Source organism: Pseudomonas fitomaticsae (genome assembly GCF_021018765.1).
Classification (GTDB): domain Bacteria; phylum Pseudomonadota; class Gammaproteobacteria; order Pseudomonadales; family Pseudomonadaceae; genus Aquipseudomonas; species Aquipseudomonas fitomaticsae.
The window spans coordinates 4,422,315-4,446,369 of the sequence record NZ_CP075567.1 but is presented as its reverse complement, the minus strand read 5'-3'; the positions used below and the strand labels follow the sequence as shown (position 1 = coordinate 4,446,369).

At 60.3% G+C, this 24,055-nt stretch carries 24 protein-coding genes; 16 read left to right on the top strand and 8 right to left on the bottom strand.

Annotated features, from left to right (window positions below; all coding sequences use genetic code 11):
- The first annotated feature begins 44 nt into the window (after positions 1–44).
- The 3 genes from KJY40_RS19930 (at position 45) to KJY40_RS19920 (ending at position 3,294) form a co-directional block, all read left to right on the top strand.
- Positions 45–1,295 carry a lipoprotein-releasing ABC transporter permease subunit gene (locus tag KJY40_RS19930; RefSeq protein WP_230732121.1) on the top strand — a complete coding sequence of 417 codons (1,251 nt, stop codon included), beginning with the start codon at positions 45–47 and terminating at the stop codon, positions 1,293–1,295.
- A gap of 7 nt (positions 1,296–1,302) precedes the next feature.
- Entirely contained in the window at positions 1,303–1,986 is a 684-nt protein-coding gene (gene lolD, locus KJY40_RS19925) for a lipoprotein-releasing ABC transporter ATP-binding protein LolD (RefSeq protein ID WP_230732119.1), read from the top strand.
- A 63-nt stretch (positions 1,987–2,049) separates the two neighbouring features.
- A complete protein-coding gene (locus KJY40_RS19920; RefSeq protein WP_230732105.1) occupies positions 2,050–3,294 on the top strand; it encodes a lipoprotein-releasing ABC transporter permease subunit in 1,245 nt (414 codons plus the stop codon).
- A gap of 30 nt (positions 3,295–3,324) precedes the next feature.
- Here the strand turns inward: KJY40_RS19920 and KJY40_RS19915 are convergent, their stop codons facing one another.
- The gene (locus KJY40_RS19915; protein WP_230732103.1) at positions 3,325–4,665 is read right to left on the bottom strand and encodes a heavy metal sensor histidine kinase; all 1,341 of its coding nucleotides are present in this window, start codon (positions 4,663–4,665) and stop codon (positions 3,325–3,327) included.
- On the bottom strand, positions 4,665–5,345 hold the full coding sequence (locus tag KJY40_RS19910; RefSeq protein WP_011335179.1) for a heavy metal response regulator transcription factor: 681 nt from the start codon (positions 5,343–5,345) through the stop codon (positions 4,665–4,667). Before KJY40_RS19910 ends, KJY40_RS19915 begins: the two co-directional genes overlap by 1 nt.
- 154 nt (positions 5,346–5,499) lie before the next feature.
- On the opposite strand from KJY40_RS19910, the gene copI reads away from it, so the two are divergent.
- The gene (copI, locus tag KJY40_RS19905; protein ID WP_230732100.1) at positions 5,500–6,033 is read left to right on the top strand and encodes a copper-resistant cuproprotein CopI; all 534 of its coding nucleotides are present in this window, start codon (positions 5,500–5,502) and stop codon (positions 6,031–6,033) included.
- Between the two features lie 61 nt (positions 6,034–6,094).
- Entirely contained in the window at positions 6,095–6,925 is an 831-nt protein-coding gene (gene queF, locus KJY40_RS19900; protein WP_085608218.1) for an NADPH-dependent 7-cyano-7-deazaguanine reductase QueF, read from the top strand.
- Between the two features lie 63 nt (positions 6,926–6,988).
- On the opposite strand, the gene KJY40_RS19895 is transcribed toward queF, so the two are convergent.
- Entirely contained in the window at positions 6,989–7,252 is a 264-nt protein-coding gene (locus KJY40_RS19895; protein ID WP_007951611.1) for a DUF4404 family protein, read from the bottom strand.
- Positions 7,253–7,360: 108 nt separating this feature from the next.
- On the bottom strand, positions 7,361–7,981 hold the full coding sequence (locus tag KJY40_RS19890) for an HAD family phosphatase (RefSeq protein ID WP_230732096.1): 621 nt from the start codon (positions 7,979–7,981) through the stop codon (positions 7,361–7,363).
- Between the two features lie 233 nt (positions 7,982–8,214).
- Here KJY40_RS19890 and KJY40_RS19885 point away from each other — a divergent pair, with 233 nt between their 5' ends.
- From KJY40_RS19885 to rssC, 3 genes are all read left to right on the top strand, one after another.
- A complete protein-coding gene (locus KJY40_RS19885) occupies positions 8,215–8,856 on the top strand; it encodes an MlaA family lipoprotein (RefSeq protein WP_407682005.1) in 642 nt (213 codons plus the stop codon).
- Between the two features lie 322 nt (positions 8,857–9,178).
- The gene (gene rssB, locus KJY40_RS19880; protein ID WP_007951615.1) at positions 9,179–10,360 is read left to right on the top strand and encodes a two-component system response regulator RssB; all 1,182 of its coding nucleotides are present in this window, start codon (positions 9,179–9,181) and stop codon (positions 10,358–10,360) included.
- Positions 10,360–10,842: an anti-sigma factor antagonist RssC gene (gene rssC, locus KJY40_RS19875; protein ID WP_003226553.1), complete on the top strand. Its 483-nt coding sequence runs from the start codon at positions 10,360–10,362 to the stop codon at positions 10,840–10,842. The genes rssB and rssC overlap by 1 nt, the downstream gene beginning before the upstream one ends.
- Before the next feature lie 73 nt (positions 10,843–10,915).
- Here rssC and tal read toward each other — a convergent pair whose 3' ends face one another.
- Both tal and KJY40_RS19865 read right to left on the bottom strand, forming a co-directional pair.
- Positions 10,916–11,842, bottom strand: coding sequence for a transaldolase (tal, locus tag KJY40_RS19870; protein ID WP_007951616.1), 927 nt, complete (start codon positions 11,840–11,842; stop codon positions 10,916–10,918).
- A gap of 190 nt (positions 11,843–12,032) precedes the next feature.
- Positions 12,033–12,977 carry a glycoside hydrolase family 5 protein gene (locus KJY40_RS19865; protein WP_230732085.1) on the bottom strand — a complete coding sequence of 315 codons (945 nt, stop codon included), beginning with the start codon at positions 12,975–12,977 and terminating at the stop codon, positions 12,033–12,035.
- Positions 12,978–13,268: 291 nt separating this feature from the next.
- On the opposite strand from KJY40_RS19865, the gene KJY40_RS19860 reads away from it, so the two are divergent.
- The 8 genes from KJY40_RS19860 to KJY40_RS19825 are packed head-to-tail and all read left to right on the top strand — an operon-like array spanning position 13,269 to position 22,749.
- Positions 13,269–13,709, top strand: coding sequence for a low molecular weight protein-tyrosine-phosphatase (locus tag KJY40_RS19860; RefSeq protein WP_230732084.1), 441 nt, complete (start codon positions 13,269–13,271; stop codon positions 13,707–13,709).
- A 38-nt stretch (positions 13,710–13,747) separates the two neighbouring features.
- Positions 13,748–15,970: a polysaccharide biosynthesis tyrosine autokinase gene (locus KJY40_RS19855; RefSeq protein ID WP_230732083.1), complete on the top strand. Its 2,223-nt coding sequence runs from the start codon at positions 13,748–13,750 to the stop codon at positions 15,968–15,970.
- 41 nt (positions 15,971–16,011) lie between these two features.
- Entirely contained in the window at positions 16,012–17,088 is a 1,077-nt protein-coding gene (locus tag KJY40_RS19850) for a glycosyltransferase (protein ID WP_230732066.1), read from the top strand.
- 14 nt (positions 17,089–17,102) lie between these two features.
- Positions 17,103–18,215 (top strand): polysaccharide pyruvyl transferase family protein, encoded by a 1,113-nt coding sequence (locus KJY40_RS19845; RefSeq protein WP_230732064.1) that lies wholly within the window; start codon positions 17,103–17,105, stop codon positions 18,213–18,215.
- The gene (locus KJY40_RS19840; RefSeq protein ID WP_230732057.1) at positions 18,212–19,444 is read left to right on the top strand and encodes an MATE family efflux transporter; all 1,233 of its coding nucleotides are present in this window, start codon (positions 18,212–18,214) and stop codon (positions 19,442–19,444) included. Before KJY40_RS19845 ends, KJY40_RS19840 begins: the two co-directional genes overlap by 4 nt.
- Positions 19,435–20,538 (top strand): hypothetical protein, encoded by a 1,104-nt coding sequence (locus tag KJY40_RS19835; protein ID WP_011335164.1) that lies wholly within the window; start codon positions 19,435–19,437, stop codon positions 20,536–20,538. Before KJY40_RS19840 ends, KJY40_RS19835 begins: the two co-directional genes overlap by 10 nt.
- A 12-nt stretch (positions 20,539–20,550) precedes the next feature.
- A complete protein-coding gene (locus tag KJY40_RS19830) occupies positions 20,551–21,594 on the top strand; it encodes an acyltransferase family protein (protein ID WP_230732054.1) in 1,044 nt (347 codons plus the stop codon).
- A 12-nt stretch (positions 21,595–21,606) separates the two neighbouring features.
- Complete coding sequence (locus KJY40_RS19825; RefSeq protein ID WP_230732052.1) at positions 21,607–22,749, top strand: SGNH/GDSL hydrolase family protein; 1,143 nt, start codon at positions 21,607–21,609, stop codon at positions 22,747–22,749.
- Between the two features lie 3 nt (positions 22,750–22,752).
- On the opposite strand, the gene KJY40_RS19820 is transcribed toward KJY40_RS19825, so the two are convergent.
- Together KJY40_RS19820 and galU are read right to left on the bottom strand one after the other, a co-directional pair.
- Positions 22,753–23,160: a phosphohexomutase domain-containing protein gene (locus KJY40_RS19820; RefSeq protein WP_230732050.1), complete on the bottom strand. Its 408-nt coding sequence runs from the start codon at positions 23,158–23,160 to the stop codon at positions 22,753–22,755.
- A gap of 47 nt (positions 23,161–23,207) precedes the next feature.
- Positions 23,208–24,041, bottom strand: a complete 834-nt coding sequence (gene galU / locus KJY40_RS19815) for a UTP--glucose-1-phosphate uridylyltransferase GalU (protein ID WP_007951629.1) — start codon at positions 24,039–24,041, stop codon at positions 23,208–23,210.
- Positions 24,042–24,055 lie beyond the last annotated feature (14 nt).

The following is a 24,055-nucleotide window of genomic DNA, read 5'->3' as shown; positions in this document are numbered from 1 at the left end:
CCCCGCCACAAGGACGTTCCTTTTCCCTCCGAACAAGCCCCGACATGTTCAGACCTCTCTTCGTATTTATCGGCACGCGTTATACCCGTGCAAAGCGTCGCAATCATTTTGTGTCATTCATTTCCCTGACTTCGATGATAGGGCTCGCTCTTGGCGTGGTCGTGATGATCGTGGTGCTGTCGGTGATGAACGGCTTCGATCATGAGATGCGCACCCGCGTGCTGGGCATGGTGCCCCACGCGACCATCGAGTCCGGTGAAGCCATCAACGACTGGCCGAGCCTGGCCGCCAAGGTCAAGCAGAACCCGCAGGTGGCGGCCGTCGCGCCGTTCACCCAGATGCAGGGGTTGCTGACCAATAACGGCCAGGTGTCCAAGGTGTTGCTCAATGCCATCGACCCGGCGCTGGAGCGCAACGTCTCGATCATCGACAACTTCATGAAGCAGGGCAGACTCGACGATCTGACGCCGGGCAGCTTCGGCATCGTGATCGGTGACAAGGCCGCGACCAAACTCGGCGTGGGCCTCGGTGACAAGATCACCTTCGTCGCACCGGAGGTCAGCGTGACCCCGGCCGGGATGTTCCCGCGCATGAAGCGCTTCACCGTGGTCGGCATCTTCCATGTCGGCGCCGGTGAACTGGATGGTTATCTGGGCGTCACCAACCTGCAGGATCTGGCGAAGATGCACCGCTGGAAGCCCGATCAGGTGCAGGGCCTGCGTCTGAAGTTCGACGATCTGTTCCAGGCGCCGCGTGAGGCGTGGAACATCGCCCAGCGCCTCGGCGAAGACCGTTACTACGCTCGCGACTGGACCCGTACCCACGGCAACCTGTATCAGGCGATCCGTATGGAAAAAGCCATGATCGGCCTGCTGTTGCTGCTGATCGTCGCAGTGGCTGCGTTCAACATCATTTCCACGCTGGTGATGGTGGTGAACGACAAGAAGGGCGACATCGCCATTCTGCGCACACTGGGCGCCACACCGGGCACGATCATGCGCACGTTCATGGTGCAGGGCACGGTGATCGGCGTGGTCGGTACGGCCATCGGCGCCGTGGTCGGGATCTTCGCCGCGCTCAACGTCAGCGCCGCGATTTCGGCCCTCGAAGGCGTGATCGGACACAAATTCCTCAACGCCGATGTGTATTTCATCGATTACCTGCCATCGCAGGTGCAGAGCCAGGACGTGGTCATGGTCTGCGCCGCTGCGTTGGTCCTGAGTTTCCTCGCCACCCTGTATCCAGCCTGGCGTGCCGCGCGCACCCAGCCGGCGGAGGCGCTACGTTATGAGTGAGTCGGGCATGAGTGAAAAAGCAATCTTGAGCTGCCGCAACCTGGGCAAATCCTACGAGGAAGGCCCGGAGTCGGTGGAAGTGCTGGCCAACCTGCAACTGGAACTGCATCCGGGTGAGCGGGTGGCGATCGTCGGCAAATCCGGTTCGGGCAAAAGTACGTTGCTCAACCTGCTGGGCGGTCTCGACACGCCAACCAAGGGCGGTGTCTGGCTCGACGGTGAAGAGCTGTCGGCGCTGAGCGAGAAGAAGCGTGGCTTGCTGCGTAACCGCGCCCTTGGGTTCGTGTACCAGTTCCACCACCTGCTGCCGGAATTCACCGCGCTGGAAAACGTCTGCATGCCGCTGCTGATCGGCAAGACCGCGATCCCGCAAGCGCGTCAGCGTGCCACGGCGTTGCTGGAGCGGGTCGGTCTGGGCCATCGCCTGGAACACAAACCGGCAGAACTGTCCGGTGGCGAGCGCCAGCGCGTAGCCATCGCCCGTGCCCTGGTTAACAATCCAGGGCTGGTGATGCTCGACGAGCCGACCGGCAACCTCGACTCCCATACCGCCGAAGGCATTCAGGATCTGATGCTGGAACTCAGCACTTCGATGCGCACGGCGTTTCTGGTGGTGACTCACGACATGAACCTGGCTCGCCAGATGGACCGCGTCCTGCAACTGCAGGAAGGTTGCCTGACCCCCATCTGACGGCTTGAAACCCGGTGCCTGAAAAGGCATCGGGTCTTTTATTTTTATACGGTGCCCCAGCGAATGTTCAGACCGTTATCGATCTTTATCGGCACGCGCTATACCCGCGCCAAGCGCCGCAATCGCTTTGTTTCGTTCATTTCGATGACCTCGATGATCGGCCTCGCCCTCGGCGTGCTGGCGATGATCGTGGTGCTGTCGGTGATGAACGGTTTCCAGCGCGAAATGAGCTCGCGCATCCTCGGTATGGTGCCTCACGCGACCATCGTTGGCGTCAAGCCGATCAACGACTGGCAGCCAGTGGCCGCCGCCGCGATGAAGAATCCGGAAGTGACGGCCGCCGTGCCGTTCACCGAGATGGAAGGCATGCTGTCCTACAAGGGCATGATGCAGCCGATCCAGATCAGCGGCGTCGATCCGGCTCAGGAAGGCAAGGTGTCGATCGTTGCCCAGCACATTGTTCAGGGCCGTCTCGATGCCTTGAAACCGGGTGAGTTCGGCGTAGTGCTGGGTGAAATCACCGCCCGACGTTTCCGTCTCAATGTCGGCGACAAGATCACCCTGATCGTGCCGGAAGTCAGCACCGCACCGGGCGGTATCACCCCGCGCATGCAGCGTCTGAACGTGGTCGGCGTGTTCAAGGTCGGTGCCGAACTCGACGGTTCAATGGGCCTGATCCACGTCTCCGACGCCGCGACCATGCAGCATTGGGAGCCGAATCAGGTGCAGAGCGTGCGTCTGGCGGTGAAGGATCTGTACGCCGCGCCGAAGGTTTCGTCGGACATTGCCAGCGGCCTCGGCGCCGATTTCAAGGCTGACGACTGGACCCACACCCAGGGCAGCCTGTTCAGCGCGATGAAAATGGAAAAAACCATGATCGGCCTGTTGCTGCTGATGATTGTCGCGGTGGCGGCGTTCAACATTATCGCGACCCTGATCATGGTGGTGAACGACAAGGGTGCGGACATTGCGATCCTGCGCACCATCGGCGCCACGCCACGGCAGATCATGGCGATCTTCATGGTGCAGGGCACGGTGATCGGCATCGTCGGCACCATCATCGGTGGCGTGCTGGGGGTGATTGCCGCGCTGAACGTCAGTGAGATGGTGGGCTGGGTCGAGCGAGTGACCGGGCAGCACATCTTCAGTTCGGACGTGTATTTCGTCAGCAACCTGCCATCGGAATTGCAGGGCGGCGACGTGCTGCTGATCTGCTCGGCGGGCTTCATCCTCAGCTTCCTGGCCACCGTTTACCCGGCCTGGCGGGCGGCGAAGATCGAACCGGCGCACGCGTTGCGCTATTCGTAAGTTCCCCCATTGAGGCCGGCATTGCCGGCCTCAAGCGTTTTTCGGCAACTCAATCACAAACCGCGTCCAGCCCCGAGCCGATTCGCAATGAATCTGCCCGCCATGGGCCCGGATGATCGACTGAGTAATCGCCAGCCCCAATCCCGCATGCTCGCTGCTGCCTTCCTGGCGCGCCGGGTCCGCACGATAGAAGCGGTCGAACAAACGCGGCAACAACTCTGCAGAAATCCCTTCACCACTGTTCTCCACGGTCACGCTCAAGGATTTCGCTTGTTCGGCCACCTGCACGCGAACTTCGCCGTTAGCAGGGGTAAAGCGCAACGCGTTATCCAGCAGATTCGACAGCGCCCGGCGCAACATCGCGCGATCACCCTCGAATCGCCCCGCACCGTCACGGCTCAAGCTGACCTGAGCGTCTTCGGCCAGCGGCGCAAAAAACTCCAGCAACGCGTCGGCTTCTTCCGAAAGTTCCAGCGGTTCACGCTTGGGCACCAGCAAACCGTGGTCAGCCTTGGCCAGATAAAGCATGTCGTTCACCAACTGCGCCATCCATTGCAGCTCTTCGAGGTTGCTGTGCAATGCCTCGCGATAGTCTTCGAGGGGGCGAGGGCGGGTGAGGGTGACCTGGGTGTGGGTCAGCAGGTTCGAAAGTGGTGTGCGCAGTTCATGGGCGATGTCGGCGGAAAACGCTGACAGTCGCTGAAAAGAGTCATCGAGGCGTCCGAGCATGGCGTTGAAGCTGTGGGCCAATTCCGCGAGTTCTGCGGGCATCCGGGCTTCCGGCAGTCGGGCATTCAGCGATTGCGCTGAAATCCCCCGAGCCACGGCACTCATTCGTCGTAGCGGGCGTAAACCGCTGCGAGCAGCCCAGGCGCCGAGCAGCGCGGTGGCCAGCGCCGAAAGGCCGACGGTCAGCCAGATCAGATGCTGCATGCGTTGCAGGAAGTGCTGGTGGTGGGTGATGTCCAGCAGCAAGGTCAATTGCGGGGAATCGGGCTTTTCCGGTTCAAGCGCGGCGTTGAGCAGGCGATAGTCGGTGCCGTTGTCGTTGATGGTGGCCAGACCGGGTTGCTGCGGCAGGTTTGCCGGGGCATGCAACGAGCGACCGAACCAGCGCTGGCCCTCAGGGCTGCTTATGCGCAGCGAGACATCGCCCTGTTGGCTCAATTCATCGGTGATGTGTTCGGCATCGCTGCCACTGCGCAGCGTCTGACGCACGCTGAGCAGTTTTCCTTCGAGCAGTTGCTGGTCGAGCTCGATGAAGTGGCCCTCGCTGGCCCGATTGAAAACGACCCCGGCGACCAGCGAAACCACTGCGGTACAGCCGGCGAACAACAGCGCGAGTCGGCTGCTCAAGGACAGTCGGCGCATCAGTCGGCACGCTCTTCAAGGACGTAACCCATGCCACGTACGGTGTGAATCAGTTTGTTGGGGAAGTCGTCATCGATCTTCAGGCGCAGTCGACGAATCGCCACTTCGATCACATTGGTGTCGCTGTCGAAGTTCATGTCCCAGACCTGCGAGGCAATCAGCGATTTGGGCAGCACTTCGCCCTGGCGGCGCAGGAGCATTTCCAGCAGGGCGAACTCCTTGGCGGTGAGGTCGATGCGTTGGCCGCTGCGTTCAACCCGGCGGCGGATCAAGTCCAGGCTCAGGTCGGCCAGGCGCAGGCTGGTTTCCTGAGGCGTGGAACTGCCGCGGCGCAACAGGCTGCGCACCCGCGCCAGCAGTTCAGAGAAGGCGAACGGTTTGACCAGATAATCGTCGGCGCCCAGTTCGAGGCCGTGAACCCGGTCTTCAACGGTGTCCTTGGCAGTCAGAAACAGGATCGGCGTTTCCAGGCCGGCGCTGCGCACCGCTTGCAGGATCTGCCAGCCATTGCGGCCGGGCAGCATCACGTCGAGGATCAGCAGCGCATAGTCGCCGCTCAACGCCAATTGCTGGCCGGTGGTGCCGTCGGCCACCAGTTCGGTGTTGAAACCGGCCTCGGTCAGGCCCTGGCGCAGGTACTGGCCGGTTTTGGGTTGGTCTTCGACGATCAGCAGTTTCATGGGCGACTCGGGTAGCGGGAACGAGGACGTTATACCGTGGGCGAACGCGGTGAGCGCCAACCTGACAAAGTTGTAATCTCCCTGTCAGGTCGCTGCCAGCGCAGGCGGGCTAGAGTTTCCCACAGGCTGAACCTTGATTTGTTGGAGTACGACTATGTTTTTGCGCATCCGTCTGGCCCTTGCCGCGTGTCTGCTGGCGCTGAGTTCGCCACTGTGGGCATCGCCGGCGCACACCTACGACTTCGGCCAGCCGGCCCCGGCGGCCAAGGCCACCCGCAGCATCGAAGTGGTGATGGGCGACATGAGCTTCGATCCGAAAGCGATCGAGATCAAGGCCGGTGAGACCGTTCGTTTTGTGCTGGTGAATAAAGGCCATTTGCTGCACGAATTCAACCTCGGCGACGCGGCGATGCATGCCAAACATCAGCAGGAAATGTTGCAGATGCAGCAAAGCGGCATGCTGACGCCGACCGGCATGAAGGAAATGTCCCACGACATGGCGGGCATGGATCACGGCTCGATGGGCCATGGCATGAAGCATGACGATCCCAACAGCGTGCTGGTGGAGCCGGGCAAGACCGCCGAACTGACCTGGACCTTCAGCAAAGCGGTGAACCTGGAATTTGCCTGCAACATTCCCGGCCACTATCAGGCCGGAATGGTCGGCAAACTGACTGTCAGTCAGTAAGCACTCAAAGGCGGGAGCAAAGGCTGGTAGAATCCGCTGATTCTTCAGTCAGGTTTCCGCCATGCATCCCGCAGCCGAACATTCGCCGCTGGGCAAATCCAGCGAATACATCGCCACGTACACGCCGTCCCTGCTGTTCCCGATCCCGCGCACCGCGAAATGGGCCGAGCTGGGCCTGACCGCCGAAACCCTGCCGTATAAAGGCGTGGATTTCTGGAACTGCTTCGAGTTGTCGTGGCTGCTGCCGTCGGGCAAGCCGGTGGTGGCGATCGGCGAATTCAGCATTCCGGCGGATTCGCCGAACATCATCGAATCCAAGTCGTTCAAGCTGTACCTGAACTCGCTGAACCAGACGCCGTTCGCCGACATCGCGAGCCTCGAAGCGACGCTGGTCAAGGACTTGTCCGCTGCTGCCGGCAAACCGGTGGGCGTGCGGGTTCGCAGCCTGAAAGACGTCGAAGCTGAAGGCGTCGTGGCGTTGCCGGGTGTGTGCATCGACGATCTGGACATCAGCGTCAGCAACTACGAACACCCGCGTCCCGAACTGCTGCGCTGCGACGATTCGCGCGTGGTGGAGGAGAGCGTGCACAGTCATCTGCTCAAATCCAACTGCCCGGTGACCAGCCAGCCGGACTGGGGCAGCGTGGTGGTGGAGTACCGTGGCGCGGCGCTGGATCATGCCAGCCTGCTGGAATACATCGTCAGCTTCCGTCAGCACTCGGACTTCCATGAGCAATGCGTGGAGCGGATCTTCCTCGACCTGCAGCGCCTGCTGAAACCGGAAAAACTCACGGTGTTCGCGCGTTACGTACGTCGGGGCGGGCTGGACATCAACCCGTACCGCAGCACTGAAAGCGTGCAACTGCCGAATCACCGTCTGGTTCGTCAGTAACCCGCCTCGCGGACATGAAAAAGCCCTGCCAGTGATGGCAGGGCTTTTTTGCATTCGCGGGTTTCAGATGCCCATGCTGTGCAGGGTAGTAGCAATATTGCGCAGAGTACCGGCGATGGTCGGGTGTTCGAGTTCAAAGCGTTCGACTGCTAGATTCACACCATCGGCGATACTGTTTTCCTGAGTGGACTGTTCCAGTTTTATCTCGGATTCGATCTGCGCCATCAGGTCATGCAGATGTTCGCGCTCTTCTTCGGTGAGCGGCGGAGTCTGATCCAGTTGCTCGCGCAGGGCATTGAGCTGTTTTTGCAGTTCTTGAGCGGGCATGGTTGTTTCCTTTTATCGAGAGGCACTGGCATAGACCGCGGCCGTGCGCCAAAGGTCTATGGCTCTCCTTAAGACTAATCCACTCTTGGCCAACCTGCATGATCCCGGTCAGGGCTTTTCGCCTTTGAGGCGACGCAGGCTGATGTCCGCCAGACAAGTGTCGAGTTCGCCCAGATGATCGATCACCGAGTGCACGCCCAGGCCGAACAGTTGCACGGTCGCCTTGCCGCGCAGTTGTTCGCGTTCCTTCTGGCTCAGGGCTTGCCATTCGCTGGGCGCCATGCCGCACAATGAGCCGCAGGACGCCAGGCCAATGGTCCACAATCCGGCATTGAGGCCCGATTGCAGCAGGCGCGGTTCGCCGCTGACCAGCACGCAACCGTCGAGGCGGTCGACATTCAAGCTCATCAACGCTTGCCAGCAGGCATTGGGCGCCGGCCACGGATTGATTGTTGCCGAATGTTGCGACGGTTTGATCCAGTCAGGCAGCGCCGATGACAGTACCTGAGTGCAGGCCGTCGACAGTTCATCGAGCCAGGCGCAGGGGATTTGCTGGCGTTGCAGACTGCGCAGGCTGTCGAGGGCGCCGGGTGTGACGTCGGCGTGTTCCGGGCCGACGCTGGTGTGATGACGGGCGCGGGCGCCGAAGTCCACCAGACAGCCGCTGAGTCCGAACAGCACGGCGGTCAGCGTCGGTGCCGCGAGGGGCAAGGCTTCGGCTTGAGGCATGGAAAACGTCCCTGAAATAGCGATCAGGCTAGGCAACATCGGTGACAGTTGCATGACAGGCCAATGACGAAGGGTCCTACAGAGGGATTCACCGGGGAACTGCCTAAAGCAGCGTTTCCGTCTTATACTGACGCACTTATCGTCGCGGCCCAGGTGCTGCGTCCGTACTATCCAAGGAGTTTTCTATGCGCTGGAGCCATCCTCTTGCTCAGCTTTGTGTATGTACCAGCGTGATGCTGGTGCCGTTCGCCGCTCAGGCCGCAACGGAAGAAGACCCTTGGGAAAGCGTCAACCGTCCGATCTTCGAGTTCAACGATTTCGTCGACACCTATGCGCTGAAGCCTTTGGCGCAAGGCTATGAATTTGTTACTCCGCAATTCCTGGAAGACGGCATCCACAACATGTTCCGCAACGTCGGTGATGTTACCAACCTGGCGAACAACATTCTTCAGGCCAAGCCGGCCGCCGCTGGCGTCGACACCGCGCGCCTGATCTTCAACACCACTTTTGGTTTGCTCGGTTTCTTCGACGTCGGCACCAAAATGGGCCTGAACCGCAGCGACGAAGACTTCGGCCAGACCCTCGGCTACTGGGGTGTCGGCAGCGGTCCTTACGTGATGCTGCCGCTGATGGGTCCAAGCACCCTGCGCGACGCGCCGTCCAAGTACGTCGACAGCTTCACCGGCCCGTACCGCTACATCAACGATGTGCCGGTGCGTAACTCGATTTTCGGCCTGAACATCGTCGACACCCGCGCCAGCCTGCTGTCGAGCGAGAAGCTGATCAGCGGCGACAAGTACACCTTCATCCGCAACGCCTACCTGCAGAACCGTGAGTTCAAGGTCAAGGACGGGCAGGTCGAAGACGATTTCTGATCTCGATTGATCGGCACAAAAGGGCGACCGCGAGGTCGCCTTTTTTGTGGGCGCGTCCAATGATTGGGTTACGGTTGAAGCTGTTCTTATAACTGCGAGTGATTTGACAAACAAAGTCTCCAAGCGACCATCGGCGCATGCTTGAAACGCTCGAAGGATGGGAGTACCGTCTGCGCCTTAGAAGGGCACCTCTGGTGCAACCGTGTGCGGGGCAAACGCTCCGAAGCGGTGCAGCAGAGAGGCTAGAAAGCGAATCCAGTAGTCTGCGCCGGGCCGTTGCCCCGCCTGCTACGCCAACCTAATTCTGGCGCCGTTTGCCCACATGCCAAAAACCAGTGCCACGCTGCTGATAATCGATGATGACGAAGTAGTGCGCGCGAGCCTCGCGGCCTATTTGGAAGACAGTGGTTTCAGCGTCTTGCAGGCCAGTAACGGCCAGCAGGGTCTTCAGGTATTCGAGCAAGACACGCCCGACTTGGTCATCTGCGATCTGCGCATGCCGCAGATGGGCGGTCTCGAACTCATCCGTCAGGTCACTGAGCGGTCACCGCAGACTCCGGTGATCGTGGTCTCGGGCGCCGGCGTGATGAACGACGCGGTCGAGGCCCTGCGCCTGGGCGCGGCGGACTACCTGATCAAGCCTCTCGAAGATCTGGCCGTGCTCGAGCACTCCGTGCGCCGGGCCCTGGATCGTGCGCGTCTGCTGCTGGAAAACCAGCGCTACCGCGAGAAACTGGAAAAGGCCAACCGCGAACTCGAAGCCAGCCTGAACCTGCTCCAGGAAGACCAGAATGCCGGTCGCCAGGTGCAGATGAACATGTTGCCGGAAAGTCCGTGGGCCATCGACGAATTCAGGTTCGCGCACCAGATCATCCCGTCGCTGTACCTGTCGGGTGATTTTGTCGACTACTTCCGGGTCGACGAGCGCCGGGTGGCGTTCTACCTGGCGGATGTCTCGGGTCATGGCGCCTCTTCGGCGTTCGTCACCGTGCTGCTGAAGTTCATGACCACGCGCCTGCTGTTCGAATCCAAGCGCAACGGCACGCTGCCGGAATTCAAGCCTTCGGAAGTCCTCGGTCATATCAACCGGGGGCTGATCAGTTGTAAGCTGGGTAAACACGTCACAATGGTCGGTGGAGTCATCGACGAGGAGACCGGTTTGTTGACCTATAGCATCGGCGGCCATCTGCCGTTGCCTGTGTTGTACACGCCTGACAGTGTTCGCTACCTCGAGGGGCGCGGTCTGCCCGTGGGGCTTTTCAACGAAGCCACCTACGAAGACCACGTGCTCGAGCTGCCACCGACGTTCAGCCTGACGCTGATGTCTGATGGCATTCTGGATCTTTTGCCAGAACCCACACTCAAAGAAAAAGAAGCCGCCTTGCCCGAACGGGTCAAGTCGGCGGGCGGCAGCCTGGATGGTCTGCGGCAGGTTTTTGGATTGGCCACGCTAGGGGAGATGCCGGATGATATCGCCCTGTTGGTGTTGAGCAGGAATCTTTGATGAGTACCGGTAGAATCCAGTTCGCCGAGCAGGACGGCACCTTCGTCCTGAAGTTCGTCGGTGAAGTTCGCCTGACCCTGTGTTCGGCGTTGGATGCGACTATTGAAAAAATCTTCACCGCGCTGAATTTCAACGCGATCGTGATCGATTTGACCGAAACCCGCAGCATCGACAGCACCACGCTGGGCCTGCTGGCCAAGCTGTCGATCCTGTCGCGGCAGAAGGTCGGCCTGCTGCCGACCGTGGTCACCACCCACGAGGACATCACGCGTCTGTTGCAGTCGATGGGTTTCGAGCAGGTGTTCAATATCGTCAACCATCCCGTGCCATGCCCGGAATGCCTCGATGATCTGCCGGACCAGGATCAGTCGGAAGAGGTTGTGCGGATCAAGGTGCTCGAAGCGCACAAGATCCTCATGGGCCTGAACGACTCCAACCGCGAAGCCTTCCATGACCTGGTGAATGCCCTCGAACGGCACTGATCAGCGAGACCGCGAGGCACAAGAAAGGGCGAACCTGTGAGGGTTCGCCCTTTTTGCGTTTGCGCTTGGCCGATTACAGCTTGGCTTGCAGCAGCGCCTCGAGTTTTTCCTGATCGCGGGCAAACTGACGGATGCCTTCGGCCAGTTTCTCGGTGGCCATCGCGTCTTCGTTGGACAGCCAGCGGAATTGTGCTTCGTTGAGGCTCAGGCGCGCTTCGCCGGCATGGCCCGGAGCGAGTTTTCGTTCCAGCTTGCCGGTGTCGGCGGCCAGTTTCTCGATCAGGTCCGGGCTGATGGTCAGGCGGTCGCAGCCGGCCAGTTGCTCGATCTGGTTGAGGTTGCGGAAGCTCGCGCCCATGACCACGGTCTTGTAGTCATTGGCCTTGTAGTAGTTGTAGATGCGCGTCACGGACTGCACGCCCGGATCGTCGGCACCGGTGTAGTCGTTGCCGTTGGCCTTCTTGTACCAGTCGTAGATGCGGCCCACGAACGGCGAGATCAGGAACACGCCGGCATCGGCGCAGGCAGCGGCCTGAGCGAAGGAGAACAGCAGGGTCAGGTTGGTCTGGATACCTTCCTTTTCCAGGATCTCGGCGGCGCGGATGCCTTCCCAGGTCGAAGCGATCTTGATCAGTACGCGGTCACGGCCGACGCCGGCCTTGTCGTAAAGTTCGATCAGGCGATGGGCACGCTTGAGCATCGCGTCCTTGTCGAACGACAGGCGCGCATCCACTTCGGTGGAAATGCGGCCCGGAATGACCTTGAGGATTTCCTGGCCGACCGCGACGCCGAAACGGTCGCTGGCCAGGCCGACATCGCCCTTGCAGTCGCGCACGCTGGCGTTCAGCAGTTCGGCGTAGGCCGGAATCGCCGCTGCCTTGAGCAGCAGGGAAGGGTTGGTGGTGGCGTCGACCGGTTTGACCCGGGCAATCGCTTCGAAGTCGCCGGTGTCGGCCACGACGGTGGTGAACTGTTTGAGTTGTTCCAGCTTGGAAGTCATGAGCGTGCTCTGTCCTATGGGTCTGGTGACATTACCCGAGCGCCGACAGCCACTCAAGGGCATGTCGGCGTATCGAGTGCCCCGCAGGCAACAACCTGAAAACGGCTGTTTGAAAGGCGGGGCGCGTTATCGATCAATACGATGCCAAAAAGGACCACAGGTTCAAAGCAAGCGACCCGTTGCGCAGCGCCTATTCGGCGTTGAGCTGGGTCGAGGCCGCCGTTTGTGCCGGTTTCGACTGGCCGTCGGAGGTCAGCAGGCCGAAATTCTTCTCCCGGTCGTTGCTGCCCGACTCGCTGTTCTTCCATTCGTAAATCGACGTCAGCGGGATGTTGAGTTTTTTAACATCAGCGATGAACGCAGAGATTTTACTGGCTTGCCCGTCCGGTCCGCCGTTGGAGGCGAGCGCCGAGATGCCCCATTCACTGATGACGCCCGGCAGATGGAAGTTTTGCTGGATGAAGGTTTGCGCGTTGCTGATCTGCGTCGCGGTCATGCCGTAAGGGTGATAGGAAATGGCGTCCAGGCACTGCGGATAAGTGCCGAGGATGCTGTTGAGTGCCACGGTCGAGGCGGAGCCGGCCGTCGGCGGGCGGGCGAAACCGAATCCCACCAGAGGCGTCGATTGCGGCTTGCCCTGCAGCGTCTTGCACATGGCCGTCATGAATGGCACGAAGGTGTTTTTGAAGTCTCCGGTGGGCCAGTAGGTGTCGAGATCCGGCTCGTTCCAGATTTCGATCCCCACCAGTTGCGCGCTCCAGGCTTGCTCAAGCCCGGTCACCGCGTTGGCGAACGCTTCACCGGCGCTCGCCAGGTCGCCGGTCAATGGTTTGGTGGCGCGCACAGTCATCAAGACCGGCAAGCCGGCGGACCGCGCTGCCGCAAAGGCATCGCTGATCTGCTTCTGATAGGCCTTGCCGCCGAGGCTGTCGCTCCAGACGCCGAAGCGCACAAAGCTGAATCCGGCCGCTTTGATCTGCTCGGCGTCGGCTGGGGTGAAGTTCTGGATCTTGACCTGTACGCCTATGGTTCTGGCGGGCAGTGACGGGAATAAAGCACTGGCGTGAACCTGCGCGGCTGCACTGAGTATCAACAGGGCGGCGGCACCAAGATGTTTGAGATGTGCTGATTTCATGTCGGCTCTCCTGATGAGAATGACATCTAGCGAAGGGTTATCTCGTTACACAGGTTTCGAGGCCAATAAAGAAGCTAAGTGCACGAATGTTATTTTTTGTCGGAAAACTTCGACCTGAAAATCACAGTTATTTTTAGTCCGGTAATTCTGGTTGGGGGACTTTTAGAGGCCGTGGTACTTAATGCATCGGTATTAACGGGTGAATCTATTTCCGAGTGAAGGAAGGTCTTGCGGGTTCATTCGAATTTGCAGGGCATGTTGGCCGATTGACATTACACGGGAAAGTAAACCTTGTTCAAAAAGATTCTTGTCGTTTGCGTAGGCAATATCTGCCGAAGTCCGACAGCGGAACTTCTGTTGCGCAATGCACTGACGCCCTCGGCGATCAGCGTGACCTCCGCAGGCCTGTCCGCTCGGGTCGGCGAAGGCATGGAGTCCAACGCGCGCCAGGTGCTGGAAGACCGCGGACACAGTGCCGAAGGGTTCAAGGCGCGGCAACTGACAGCGGACATCGTCAATGAATCAGACCTGATTCTGGTCATGGAAAAACAACATGTTAATCAAGTGCTGAAGATTGCCTCTCACGCCAGGGGCAAAGTGTTTCTGCTGGGCAAGTGGCAGAGCGAACGAGAAATACAGGACCCCTATCGTCAGGGGCAAGCCGCTTTTATTCATGCCCATGCATTGATTGAAGATGCTGTTAGCTCATGGGCGCAACGTCTGGCGCGTTGATCAATATTCTTCAGTTCAGTGAATGGTAAGAAAGACTTATGCAGTTACCGTCAGTAATCGGCACCCGCGACAACGATCAAGACAGTATTGATCTTCTCGGCATCTTCGGCAGCCTGATCGATCAGAAGTGGTTGATCGGTGCATTCACCGGCGCATTCATGATGACCGGTGTGGCCTATGCGATCTTGGCTACGCCGGTGTATCTGGCCAACGCGTTGGTGCAGGTCGAACCGAAAAAGAACGACATGCTGGGTTTTTCCGACCTCAACAGCATGCTCGGCGGGCAATCGCCGTCGGTGACCGAAATCGGCATCATCAAATCCCGCGCAGTGATCGGTAAGACGGTCGACGATTTGCGCCTGGACATCGACGTCACCCCCAACACTTTTCCGCTGATCGGGGGCTTTCTTTCCCGGCGCTATCGCGGCGAGACCGAACTCAGCGTCGCGCCGCCGCGTTTCGGCCTGAGCAGCTACGCCTGGGGCGGTGAGCGCCTGGAGTTTGCCAAGCTCGATCTGCCCAAGGAACTGCTGGGCAAGAAACTCACCCTGATCGCCGGCGAACAACATCGCTTCCAACTGCTCGACGACAACGACAACCTGCTGGTCGACGGCGTGGCGGGCGAAGCCTTCGCGCAGGACGGCGTGGAAGGGCAGGTCGCACAACTGCTGGCCAACCCCGGAACGCGTTTCGAAGTGGTGCGTTACCCACGGATCGTGACCATTCAGGGTTATCAGGACGCGCTGGACATCTCCGAGCAAGGCAAGGAATCGGGGATCATCCGTCTGGCCCTGGCCAGCAGCGACGCCGCCGAAGCGGTGAAGATTCTCAACAAGATCGCTTCGCTGTACGTGGATCAGAACGTGCGCCGCACCTCCGCCGAAGCGGCGCAGAGCCTGGCGTTCCTGCAAAGCCAGTTGCCGCAGGTCAAACGCGATCTGGCCAAGGCCAGCGATGCGCTGAACGCCTACCAGACCCATGGCAAGACCGTGAACATCTCGCTGGAAACCCAATCGGTGCTCGGCCAGTCCGTGGCCCTCGAAACGCGGATTTCCGAGCTGAAACTGCAACAGGCGGAGATGGATCGCAAGTTCACCAAACAGCACCCGGCCTACCGTGCGCTGATGACCCAGATCGGCGAACTGACCCAGCAACAGCGCTCGCTGGAAGGCAAGGTTCAGGACCTGCCGGCCACCCAGCAGGAACTGCTCAACCTGACCCGAGATGTCGAAGTCGCTTCGCAGATCTACACCCAATTGCTGAACAAATCCCAGGAGCTGGACATCATCCGCGCCGGCGCCGTGGGCAATGTGCGTCTGGTGGATACGGCGGACGTCGACCTGACCAGCCCGGTCAAACCGAAGAAAGCTCTGATCGTGCTGATCGCCACTTTCCTCGGCGCCTTCGTCGGCGTGGCGCTGGTGCTGTTGCGCAAATCCTTGAGCAAGGGCCTGGAAGGGCCGGAAGGCATCGAACAGCTCGGCTTGCCGGTCTACGCGTCGATTCCCTACAGTGCCCTGCAACAGGAAGAGGACAGCAAAAAAGTCCGGGCCAAAGTCGCGGCAGACACGCCGGCGTATCTGCTGGCCCTGCGCAACCCGACGGACCTGTCCATCGAATCGATCCGCAGCCTGCGCACCTGCCTGCATTTCGCGGCGCTGGATTCGACCAACAACCGGATCATGATTTCCGGCCCGAGCCCGCAGGTCGGCAAGACCTTCGTCTCTTCCAACCTCGCGGCGGTCATGGCGCAGAGCGGCCAGCGCGTGGTGCTGATCGACGCCGACATGCGCAAAGGTCATCTGCACAAGACCCTGAACACGCCGATCACCAACGGACTGTCGGATCTGCTGGTCAAGCGCTGCACCCTCGATCAGGCAATCAACAAGGTCGAGGTCGACAACCTGCACTTCATCAGTCGTGGCCAGGTTCCACCGAACCCTTCCGAACTGCTGATGCACGCGAATTTCCGCGAACTGCTGGCGCAACTCAGCGAACGCTATGACGTGGTGATCATCGACACGCCACCGCTGCTGGCCGTGACCGATGCGGCAATTGTCGGTCGCGAAGCCGGCATCAGCCTGATCGTCGCGCGGTTCGGGGTGAACCCGGCCAAGGAAATCGAAATGACGATCCGGCGTTTCGCCCAGAACGGAATCGAGTTGAAGGGCGCGGTATTCAACGGCGTCGAGAAGCGTGCGGCCAGCTATTACGGCAACGGCAGCTATTACAACTACGAATACGCGTCCGACCAGTCCTGAATCTCAGCGACGGTCCTTACAGGCATGAAAGTGGGTGGGTTGTGAAAAAAATACTGCACGTGGCGGAAACGATCAAAGGTGGGGTGGCGACGGTCATCCGCACGATTTCGGCGGCGCCGGAAGACGGGCGCTATGAGCTGGTGTATCTGGTCCCGCTCGACCAGAAGAAAGAACTGCACGGCATCGATGCTCAGCAGATCCGCACCTTTGCCCGAAGCGGGCGCAACGTGCCGTCGCTGCTGCGTTTTGCCTGGCAGCTGGCGCGGGTTCTGGTCAAGGAAAAACCCGATGTGGTGCATTTGCACAGCACCTTTTCCGGGGTGATCGGCCGTTGCGTGTGCGTGCTCCTGCGACCGTGGCGCAAGCCCAAAATCGTCTACTGCCCCCATGCCTTTTCCTTCCTGATGGAAAGCTCGCCGATCAAGCAGAAAGTCTATGCGTGGATCGAGCGGGTGCTGCAGAAGGTCACGGACAAGATCATCTGCGTCAGCCAGTTCGAGCTGGACAAGGCCGCGAAGTTTGGTATCGAGCGCCAGCGCATGACGCTGATCTACAACGGCATCGATCACAAGCATGACGAACGCAAGGCCAACGATCCGGCACCGATTCATTTGCTGTTCGTCGGTCGCCTCGACTACCAGAAAGGCTTCGACGTGTTGCTCAAGGCCTACAGCGAAGCACAGCGCAGCGACCTGAAACTGACGGTGGTCGGCAGTGCGGTGAACGAGGACGTTGTCGAATGTCCGCCGCTGGACGGGGTGGAATACCTGCCCTGGGTAACCCCGACCGAAGTGCACGCGCTGTACCAGAAAGCCGATGCGCTGATTGTCCCGAGCCGCTGGGAAGGCTTTGCCATGGTGCCGCTGGAAGGCATGGCGCTGGGCTTGCCGGTGATCGCCAGCGACTGCACGTCGCTGCCCGAGCTGGTCACCCATGGTGTGTCCGGTTACGTGTTCCCCGCCGGTGACCACCAGGCGCTGGCCGATCGGCTGAGGAAAATCCAGAAGCCTGCGTTGTCGGCCCTTGGCATCGAAGGTCGGCGCATCGTCCGCGAGCGCTTCAGCGCCGCGTTGATGATCCGCCAGACCTACGACGTGTATTCCGCTCCCTCTTATTAAGTAGAACTCCGCTCATGAACGTAACGATTTTGCATGGCTACAGTGCCTCCAACTCCGGCGATGGTCTGCTGGTCGATCTGGCCATTGCGCTGGTGCAGCGCAACTTTGGTGAAGACACCGCGATCAGCGTCGTGGCTTCCGATCCGGACTCTTTCAAGTACCTGCCGCACCCGCGTTTCGATGCGCCGGTGATGGCGGCCAAGGGCCTGGGCCGGGTCAAAGAGGCGGTGTTCCTCAATCAGTCCTACGCGGGGCTGGCGGATCTGCTGAAGAAAACCGATCTGATCGTCGGCGTCGGCGGCGGCTACATGCGTTCGAAAAGTGCCTTCGAGCACATCAAGCTGAAACTCGGCCATGCCAAACAACTGGAAACCGCGATCCTCAGCAAAGTGCCGTCGGTGTACCTGCCGCAAAGCATCGGGCCGTTCCACGGCGACAGCGACAAGATCGTCGGCCACTACGCCAGCGCCGATGCGGTGTTTGTGCGCGATAACCGTTCTTCGGCGCTGTTCGATGCTTGCGAGAATGTCTACCGCGCGCCGGACCTCGCGGTGCAGGCGCTGGCCGGCAAGATCCTTCAGCAACCCAAGTTCACCCGCTGCGCCTCGACGCCGGCCACGGTGTGCGTGGTGTTGCGCAAACCGCCGGCATGGAGCAAGGAAAAGAAACTTGCCTACGTGGCCAACCTGAAAGTGCTGCTGCAGCGCTTGAAGAACAAAAGCAAAGTGGTCTGCGCCGTACAGAGCGCCGTGCGCGGTAACGATGACGGCGCGTTCTATCGCGAACTGGGCATCACCGAAAACCTGTTGCCGTTGAAGGCGACACTGGCCAAATACCAACCGGACCTGGTGATCTCCGTACGCCTGCACGGCGCGATCGAATCGCTGCTCTCGGGAGTGCCGGCGTACCACATCAGCTACGAGCGCAAAGGCTTCGGCGCCTATCAGGACATGGGCGTCGAGGACTGGGTCATCAACGGCGGCGACATCAATGTCGACACCATCATCGACACGGTTTACGCGCCTGACGCGCTGTCGAATTTCGGCAAACGCCTGACCGACACCTGCCGCGAGATCGAGGCAAAAACCGTAGCCATGGACGACATCATCAAGGGCGTCATTCGATGATATTCCGGCTGTTGCTGCGGGGCGGGGCACTGGGCGCGAAGTTCTTGCTGGTGCTCGCCATCACCCATTACCTCGGTTACGAGGCGCTGGGTTTTTACGGCGTGGTGGTCGCGGCGTCGTTGATCGCGTCGAAGTTCTACAGCGTCGGTTTCAGTTCCGAGATCAATCGGCTGATCAGTGTGGGCGGCAGTTCGCGCCGGGTCGTGGACAAGGTGCTGTTGCTGTACCTGGCCGTGGGGCTGGCGTTGTCGGTGCTGACGGTGGTGATCTATTCACTGTTCCAGTCGGTGGAGGCGACCACCGCGCTGATCGCCTGCGTGACGCTGGTGCTGCTCACCGAGCACCTGTCGTTCGAGATCAACTCGTTCGTGTTTTCCGCGCAGAAAGCCACGGCGGGTGCGCTGCTGTTTTTCATCAAGACCGGGCTCTGGGCATTGCTGGCCGTGGGCGGAATGGCGCTCGGCTGGGTGTCCGCAATCGCCAGCGTGTTGTGGCTGTGGGTCATCGCCAACGTGCTGGTGATCGTCGCCGGTTACCTGATCGTGGTGAATGTTCATCGCGGGCGGGAAGAGGGGACGCTGGCGACGGCGGCCGTGTGGAAAGCCGGGTTGCCGTTTTACCTCGGCACAGGCCTGATCGCCCTGAGCCAGTACGCCGAACGCTTTCTGATCATCGACCTTGAACCCTACGCCAGCCTCGGTAAATACGTGTACGCGTGGTCGGCGGCCAATACCTTGCAGGCGCTGTCCTACGCGGTGGTGGCGGTGGTCGGCATTCCGCTGCTCGCCAAGCGTTATCAGGCCGATCAGCAACCGTTCACGGTCCGGCAGTTGTTCGTGAATAAATGGGTCGCGCGGTCGCTGGTGGTGTCGGCGGCGGTCGCGGTGGGCATTTATCTGTTCTTCAACGTGGTGCTCGATTACGTCGCCACCAGCGTTCCGCGTCCGGACAACGGCATTCTTGGTGTACTGATTTTCTCCTTCGCCCTGCGCGGCGTTGGCGACATCGTCTGGGGCGGGTTGATCGCTTCGAAAAACAGTCGGGTGTCCCTCGCCAGCGCGGCCATTTGTCTGCTGGTTTCAGTGCCGGTCAGTTACCTGCTGATCAAGCACTGGTCGATCTACGGCGCGGCCTGGGGCAACGTCTTCGCGATCATCGTGCAGCTCGGCGTGATTGCGCTGCTGACGCGTGCCACGCGGGCGAAAAAGGCTGTCGTGTCATGGGCCTGAAACTGCCGTGCATCGAGTTTCGCGGCCGTCGACTCGATTCCTCGCTGTCGTTCCTGATTCTGTTCACCGGGCTGTTTCTGTCGGTGGCGATGCCGCTCTTGGTGCCGCGCGATCCGGGCCCGGACGCGATGACCCTGTGGTCGTCCTATGCCCGGGCCGACAACTGTAATTTCTGGAACCCGTTCTCGCCGGATCGCTCGTCCTACGAGTGTTCGGCGTTCCTGCTGCGGCCCACCGGGATCAACCTGACCAACGCCTGGGCCTACGGGATGTTCTGCAACTTTTTCCTCACGGCGATTCCCGTTGTGGTGTTCCGGCGCATGCCGCTGACCATCTTCGGAACCCTGTGCCTGTGGGGCATCGTGCGTTCGTTTTTCCTGGAAAACCTGACCAAGGAAATCATTGTGTCGGTGGCGGTGCTGAGCATTCTGTTCAGCTCGCTGACGCGCAAATATCGCGGCGGATTTTTCCTTTCGGCGGTGATCTACGGCGTGCTGATCCGGCCTTACTGGATTCTGTTTTCGCTGTCTTGGGTCGGCGTCTGCGTGATGAAGAAATACGTGTCGCGCACGACCTTCTTCCTGATGCTGTTCCTGTTCTACCTGGCCGTTGCGATGGCGATCCAGCTGGCGCTGGGCTTTCCGGTGTCGTCGATTCGCGCCAGCAACAACGAACTGCGCACGGCGGGCGAAGAGGGTTCCAAATCGCTGATCGTGTCGTGGCTCAGCGGCAGCGACTTCGTCTCGCAGGCCCTGGACTCGATGATCATTTTCTTCCGGTTGTCGTTCCCCGTAGAGCTGATCCTGCTGTCCGGGCCGGGTCAGGTGATCTTCGTGGCGTTGATGATCATGACCGCGCTGCTGCTGTTCAAGGTCATCACCTCGACCGATTACAAGGGCGCGCCGATCCAGACCAAACCCAAGGAACTGATCGCGATTCCGCTGGCGTTCCTGCTGGTTCAAGGCTTGTTCGAACCGGACTTCGGCTCGTTCGCCCGGCACTTTTCGATGGTGGTGCCGGTGCTGTTCGTGGGCCTGGGTCTGATGTTGCGGGCGAACAAACCGGTGAAGGTTGAATCAAGAATCCTGAATTGAGGCGGGTGCTTTATGTCGAGCAAGAAAAAGTCCCTGGAGATCGAAACCCTGCGTGGTCTGGCGTGCCTGTTGCTGGTGCTCTATCACGTGATCGGACCGTTGGGCGGTGGTTTGAAAATCGACATCGGCTCGCCGTTCCGGGTGATCGCCGATTCGATGGTGTACGTGCGCATGCCGCTGTTCACTTTCATCTCCGGCTACATCTATTCCATCTACAAGATTCGCGGCAATGACTTTTCCGCGTTCTTCAGCGGCAAGGTTCGGCGGCTGATCGTGCCGCTGTTTTGCGTGGGTGTGCCGTTCTCGGTGTTGCAGGCGGTGGGGCCGGGCGTGAACAAGGACGTCAGCGTGATGGATGCGCTGTTGTCGTTCTATGTGCCGATCAACCACTTCTGGTTCTTGCAGGCGGTGTTCATCATTTTCATGTTCGTCGGCCTGCTGGAGTGGCGCGGGCTGCTGCGTACACCGACGCGTTTGTACCTGTTGTTCGCGTTCGCGGCGGCGGTGTTCCTGTTGCCGCCGTTTCCGGTTGATGCGTTCGGCATCAACGGGGCGATTTATCTGCTGCCGTTCTTCGTGGCGGGCATGATCGGCCAGGAGAAAGTCAGCGAGCTGAAGCAGACGTTCAAGGTGATCGGTCCGCTGGTGTTTGTGCTGATTTCGCTGACGCTGCTGTACGTGGCGTCGGTGGACCGCGAGCTGATCGTCGACCGCCGCAGTCTGATCGGCCTGACAGTGGGCTGTGTGTCGTGCATTGCGTTGCTGTCCAGTGACATGCGCTCGAAGGCGCTGACCTGGCTCGGCGGTTATTCCTATGCGATTTTCCTGTTTCATGTGTTGTTCGCCGCCACGTCGCGCTCGATCCTCGGCCGCCTGGGCGTGAAAGACGAAAGCGTGCTGGTGTTCTGCGGCGTGATGTGTGGCTTGCTCGGGCCGGTGCTGTTGTCGATGATTTTCAGTCGGTTCAACTTCACCTCCGTGCTGTTTCTCGGCGAACGTGCCGCGACCAAAAAGAAACCGGCGGCGACCATTGCCCCGGTGGCGCAGATTCGATGAAGGAAGCGATTCATGCTGGCTGTTGATGAGGTCCCGCCGGCGGCGGTGGTGCAGGTCGGCGACGCTCGCGAGCGGTTTGGCCAGTGGCGCGAAGGCAAGGCCGGCAAGGTGTTGTCGATCTCGGTGATCGGCGACAGCTACAGCGCCGGGCAGGATTACTACCTGAACAAACTGGTGCAGCGCGTGGCCGGAGAGGTCGGGTTTGCCGGGCCGGGTTATGTCGGCTTCAACCACGGCGCAGCGCTGGGTGGCACGCATTTCAAGTACACCCGCAGCAGCGAGAAATACTTCGGCGGCGACTGGCAGGTTTCCGGCCTCGGTCAGGCCAGTCCCGACAGCCGCACGGTGACCGGGCGCCCCGGCGCCTGGCTGCAAGTCGACGCCAATCCGACGCCTGCCATCAACACCGCCGTCACTCAGGCGAAACTGCTCTACCTTGGCAACGGTGAACCCAGTGAATTGCGTTATCGCTGGTCACCCTCCGCCGACTGGCATCCATTGAAACTTGCAGGCGAGGGCGTTCAGGAAGTCCCGCTGCCCGGCACGTCGGCAGCCACCGATTGGGCTTTCAGACTGGAAGTGATGAAGGGCGCGCCAACCCTGTTCGGCCTGTGGCTGAGCAACGATCAAAACGGGGTTCGGGTGTCGAAGCTGGCGGCGTCCGGCGCGGCGTCCGCTGATTTCTATCACGACGATGCTCGCTGGCAGGCGCAGTGGAAAGCCGTGGTGTCGAAGATCCCCGCAGACATTTACCTGATCATGCTCGGTGGCAACGATCAGGGCTTTGGCGTGAAGCCCGAGCAATATTTGCATAACGTTCAGGGGCTGGTCGGCATGCTCCGCGAGATTCAGCCGGCGGCGAGCATCAACCTGATCCTGCGTCAGGACACCACTCGCTCCAGCGCGTATCCGATGTCGGCTTATACACAGGTCATCGAGCCCTGGGCCCGTGAGCAGCGTCTGGGTTACGCCAATCTGCAATGCGCGTTCGGCACCGACGTCAAACGCTACGCGGCGGCCATGATCGGGCCGGACAAGATTCATCCGGTACCGGCCACGGGTGGGCGGGTGATCGCCGATTACTTCTATCGTTGGGTCGTGGGCGGACAGCAAAAAGTCTCGCCACAGGACAGCTGTGGCGAGACTTCGAGGTAGCCATCAGTTGTCGAACAGATCCAGATGGCTCAGCAGCTCTGCGGTTTTCTGCGGCATCAACTGCGTCACGCAACGGGTTTCCACGTTGACGATGATCGCCGGGTCGTTGCAGCAGATCCGCACACGAAAACGCCAGTCGCTGAAAATCACTTTCAGGCCGTCGCGGTCATCGACCTCCAGCGCCTGCTCGCCGTAGATCCGTTTCAGGTGGGCGAGCAGGGGATAGGGATCGCGGATCGCCCGGCGTATGTCCCCGGAGGAGGGAAACACGCCGATGCGGTCGACCAGCAGCAGGGTGCCCAGCCACGGGCCATTGGCGCTGGGCAATGGCTGATGGCGGGATAACCAGCTCATCACCCCGAGGTTGTCCACCTCACGTTCAATCTCTGCGGAATGTTGTGCAATGTTCATGGTTGCCTCGTTGGATGTGCGTGCTGCAATGAATCAGTGGGGGCCGCTCAGCGGCCCTTCAGGTAAACGTTGTCGTAGCAGAAGTTGGTCGCCTGCAGGTAACCCTCGGCGTCGCCGCAGTCGAAGCGCAGCCCCTTGAATTTGTAGGCCAGCACGCAACCGTTCTGCGCCTGTTTCATCAGGGCGTCGGTGATCTGGATTTCGCCGCCCTTGCCCGGCTCGGTGTCGGCGATCAGGTCGAAGATGTCCGGCGTGAGGATGTAGCGGCCGATGATCGCCAGGTTCGACGGTGCGTCTTGCGGGGCCGGTTTTTCCACCATGTGATTAACCCGGTAGATGCCCTCGGAAATCGCTTCGCCGGCGATCACGCCGTACTTGTGGGTCTGGTCGCGCGGGACTTCCTGGATGGCGACGATCGAGCAGCGGAATTTCTTGTACAGCTCGATCATCTGCGTGAGCACGCCATCGCCTTCGAGGTTCAGGCACAGGTCGTCCGCCAGCACCACGGCGAAAGGCTCGTCACCGATCAACGGGCGGCCGCTGAGAATCGCGTGGCCCAGGCCTTTCATTTCCACCTGTCGGGTGTAGGAGAACGTGCAGGTGTCGATCAGCTCGCGAGTGCCGGCCAGGAACTTCTCTTTCTCGGTGCCACGGATCTGGTGTTCGAGTTCGTAGCTGATGTCGAAGTGATCTTCCAGTGCGCGCTTGCCCCGTCCGGTGACGATGGCCATGTGTTGCAGGCCGGCGTCCCGTGCTTCTTCAACGGCGTATTCGATCAACGGCTTGTTGACGATCGGCAGCATTTCCTTGGGCATGGCTTTGGTGGCCGGCAAGAAACGCGTGCCATAACCGGCAGCGGGGAACAAACATTTACGGATCATAAAAGTTTCCTGGT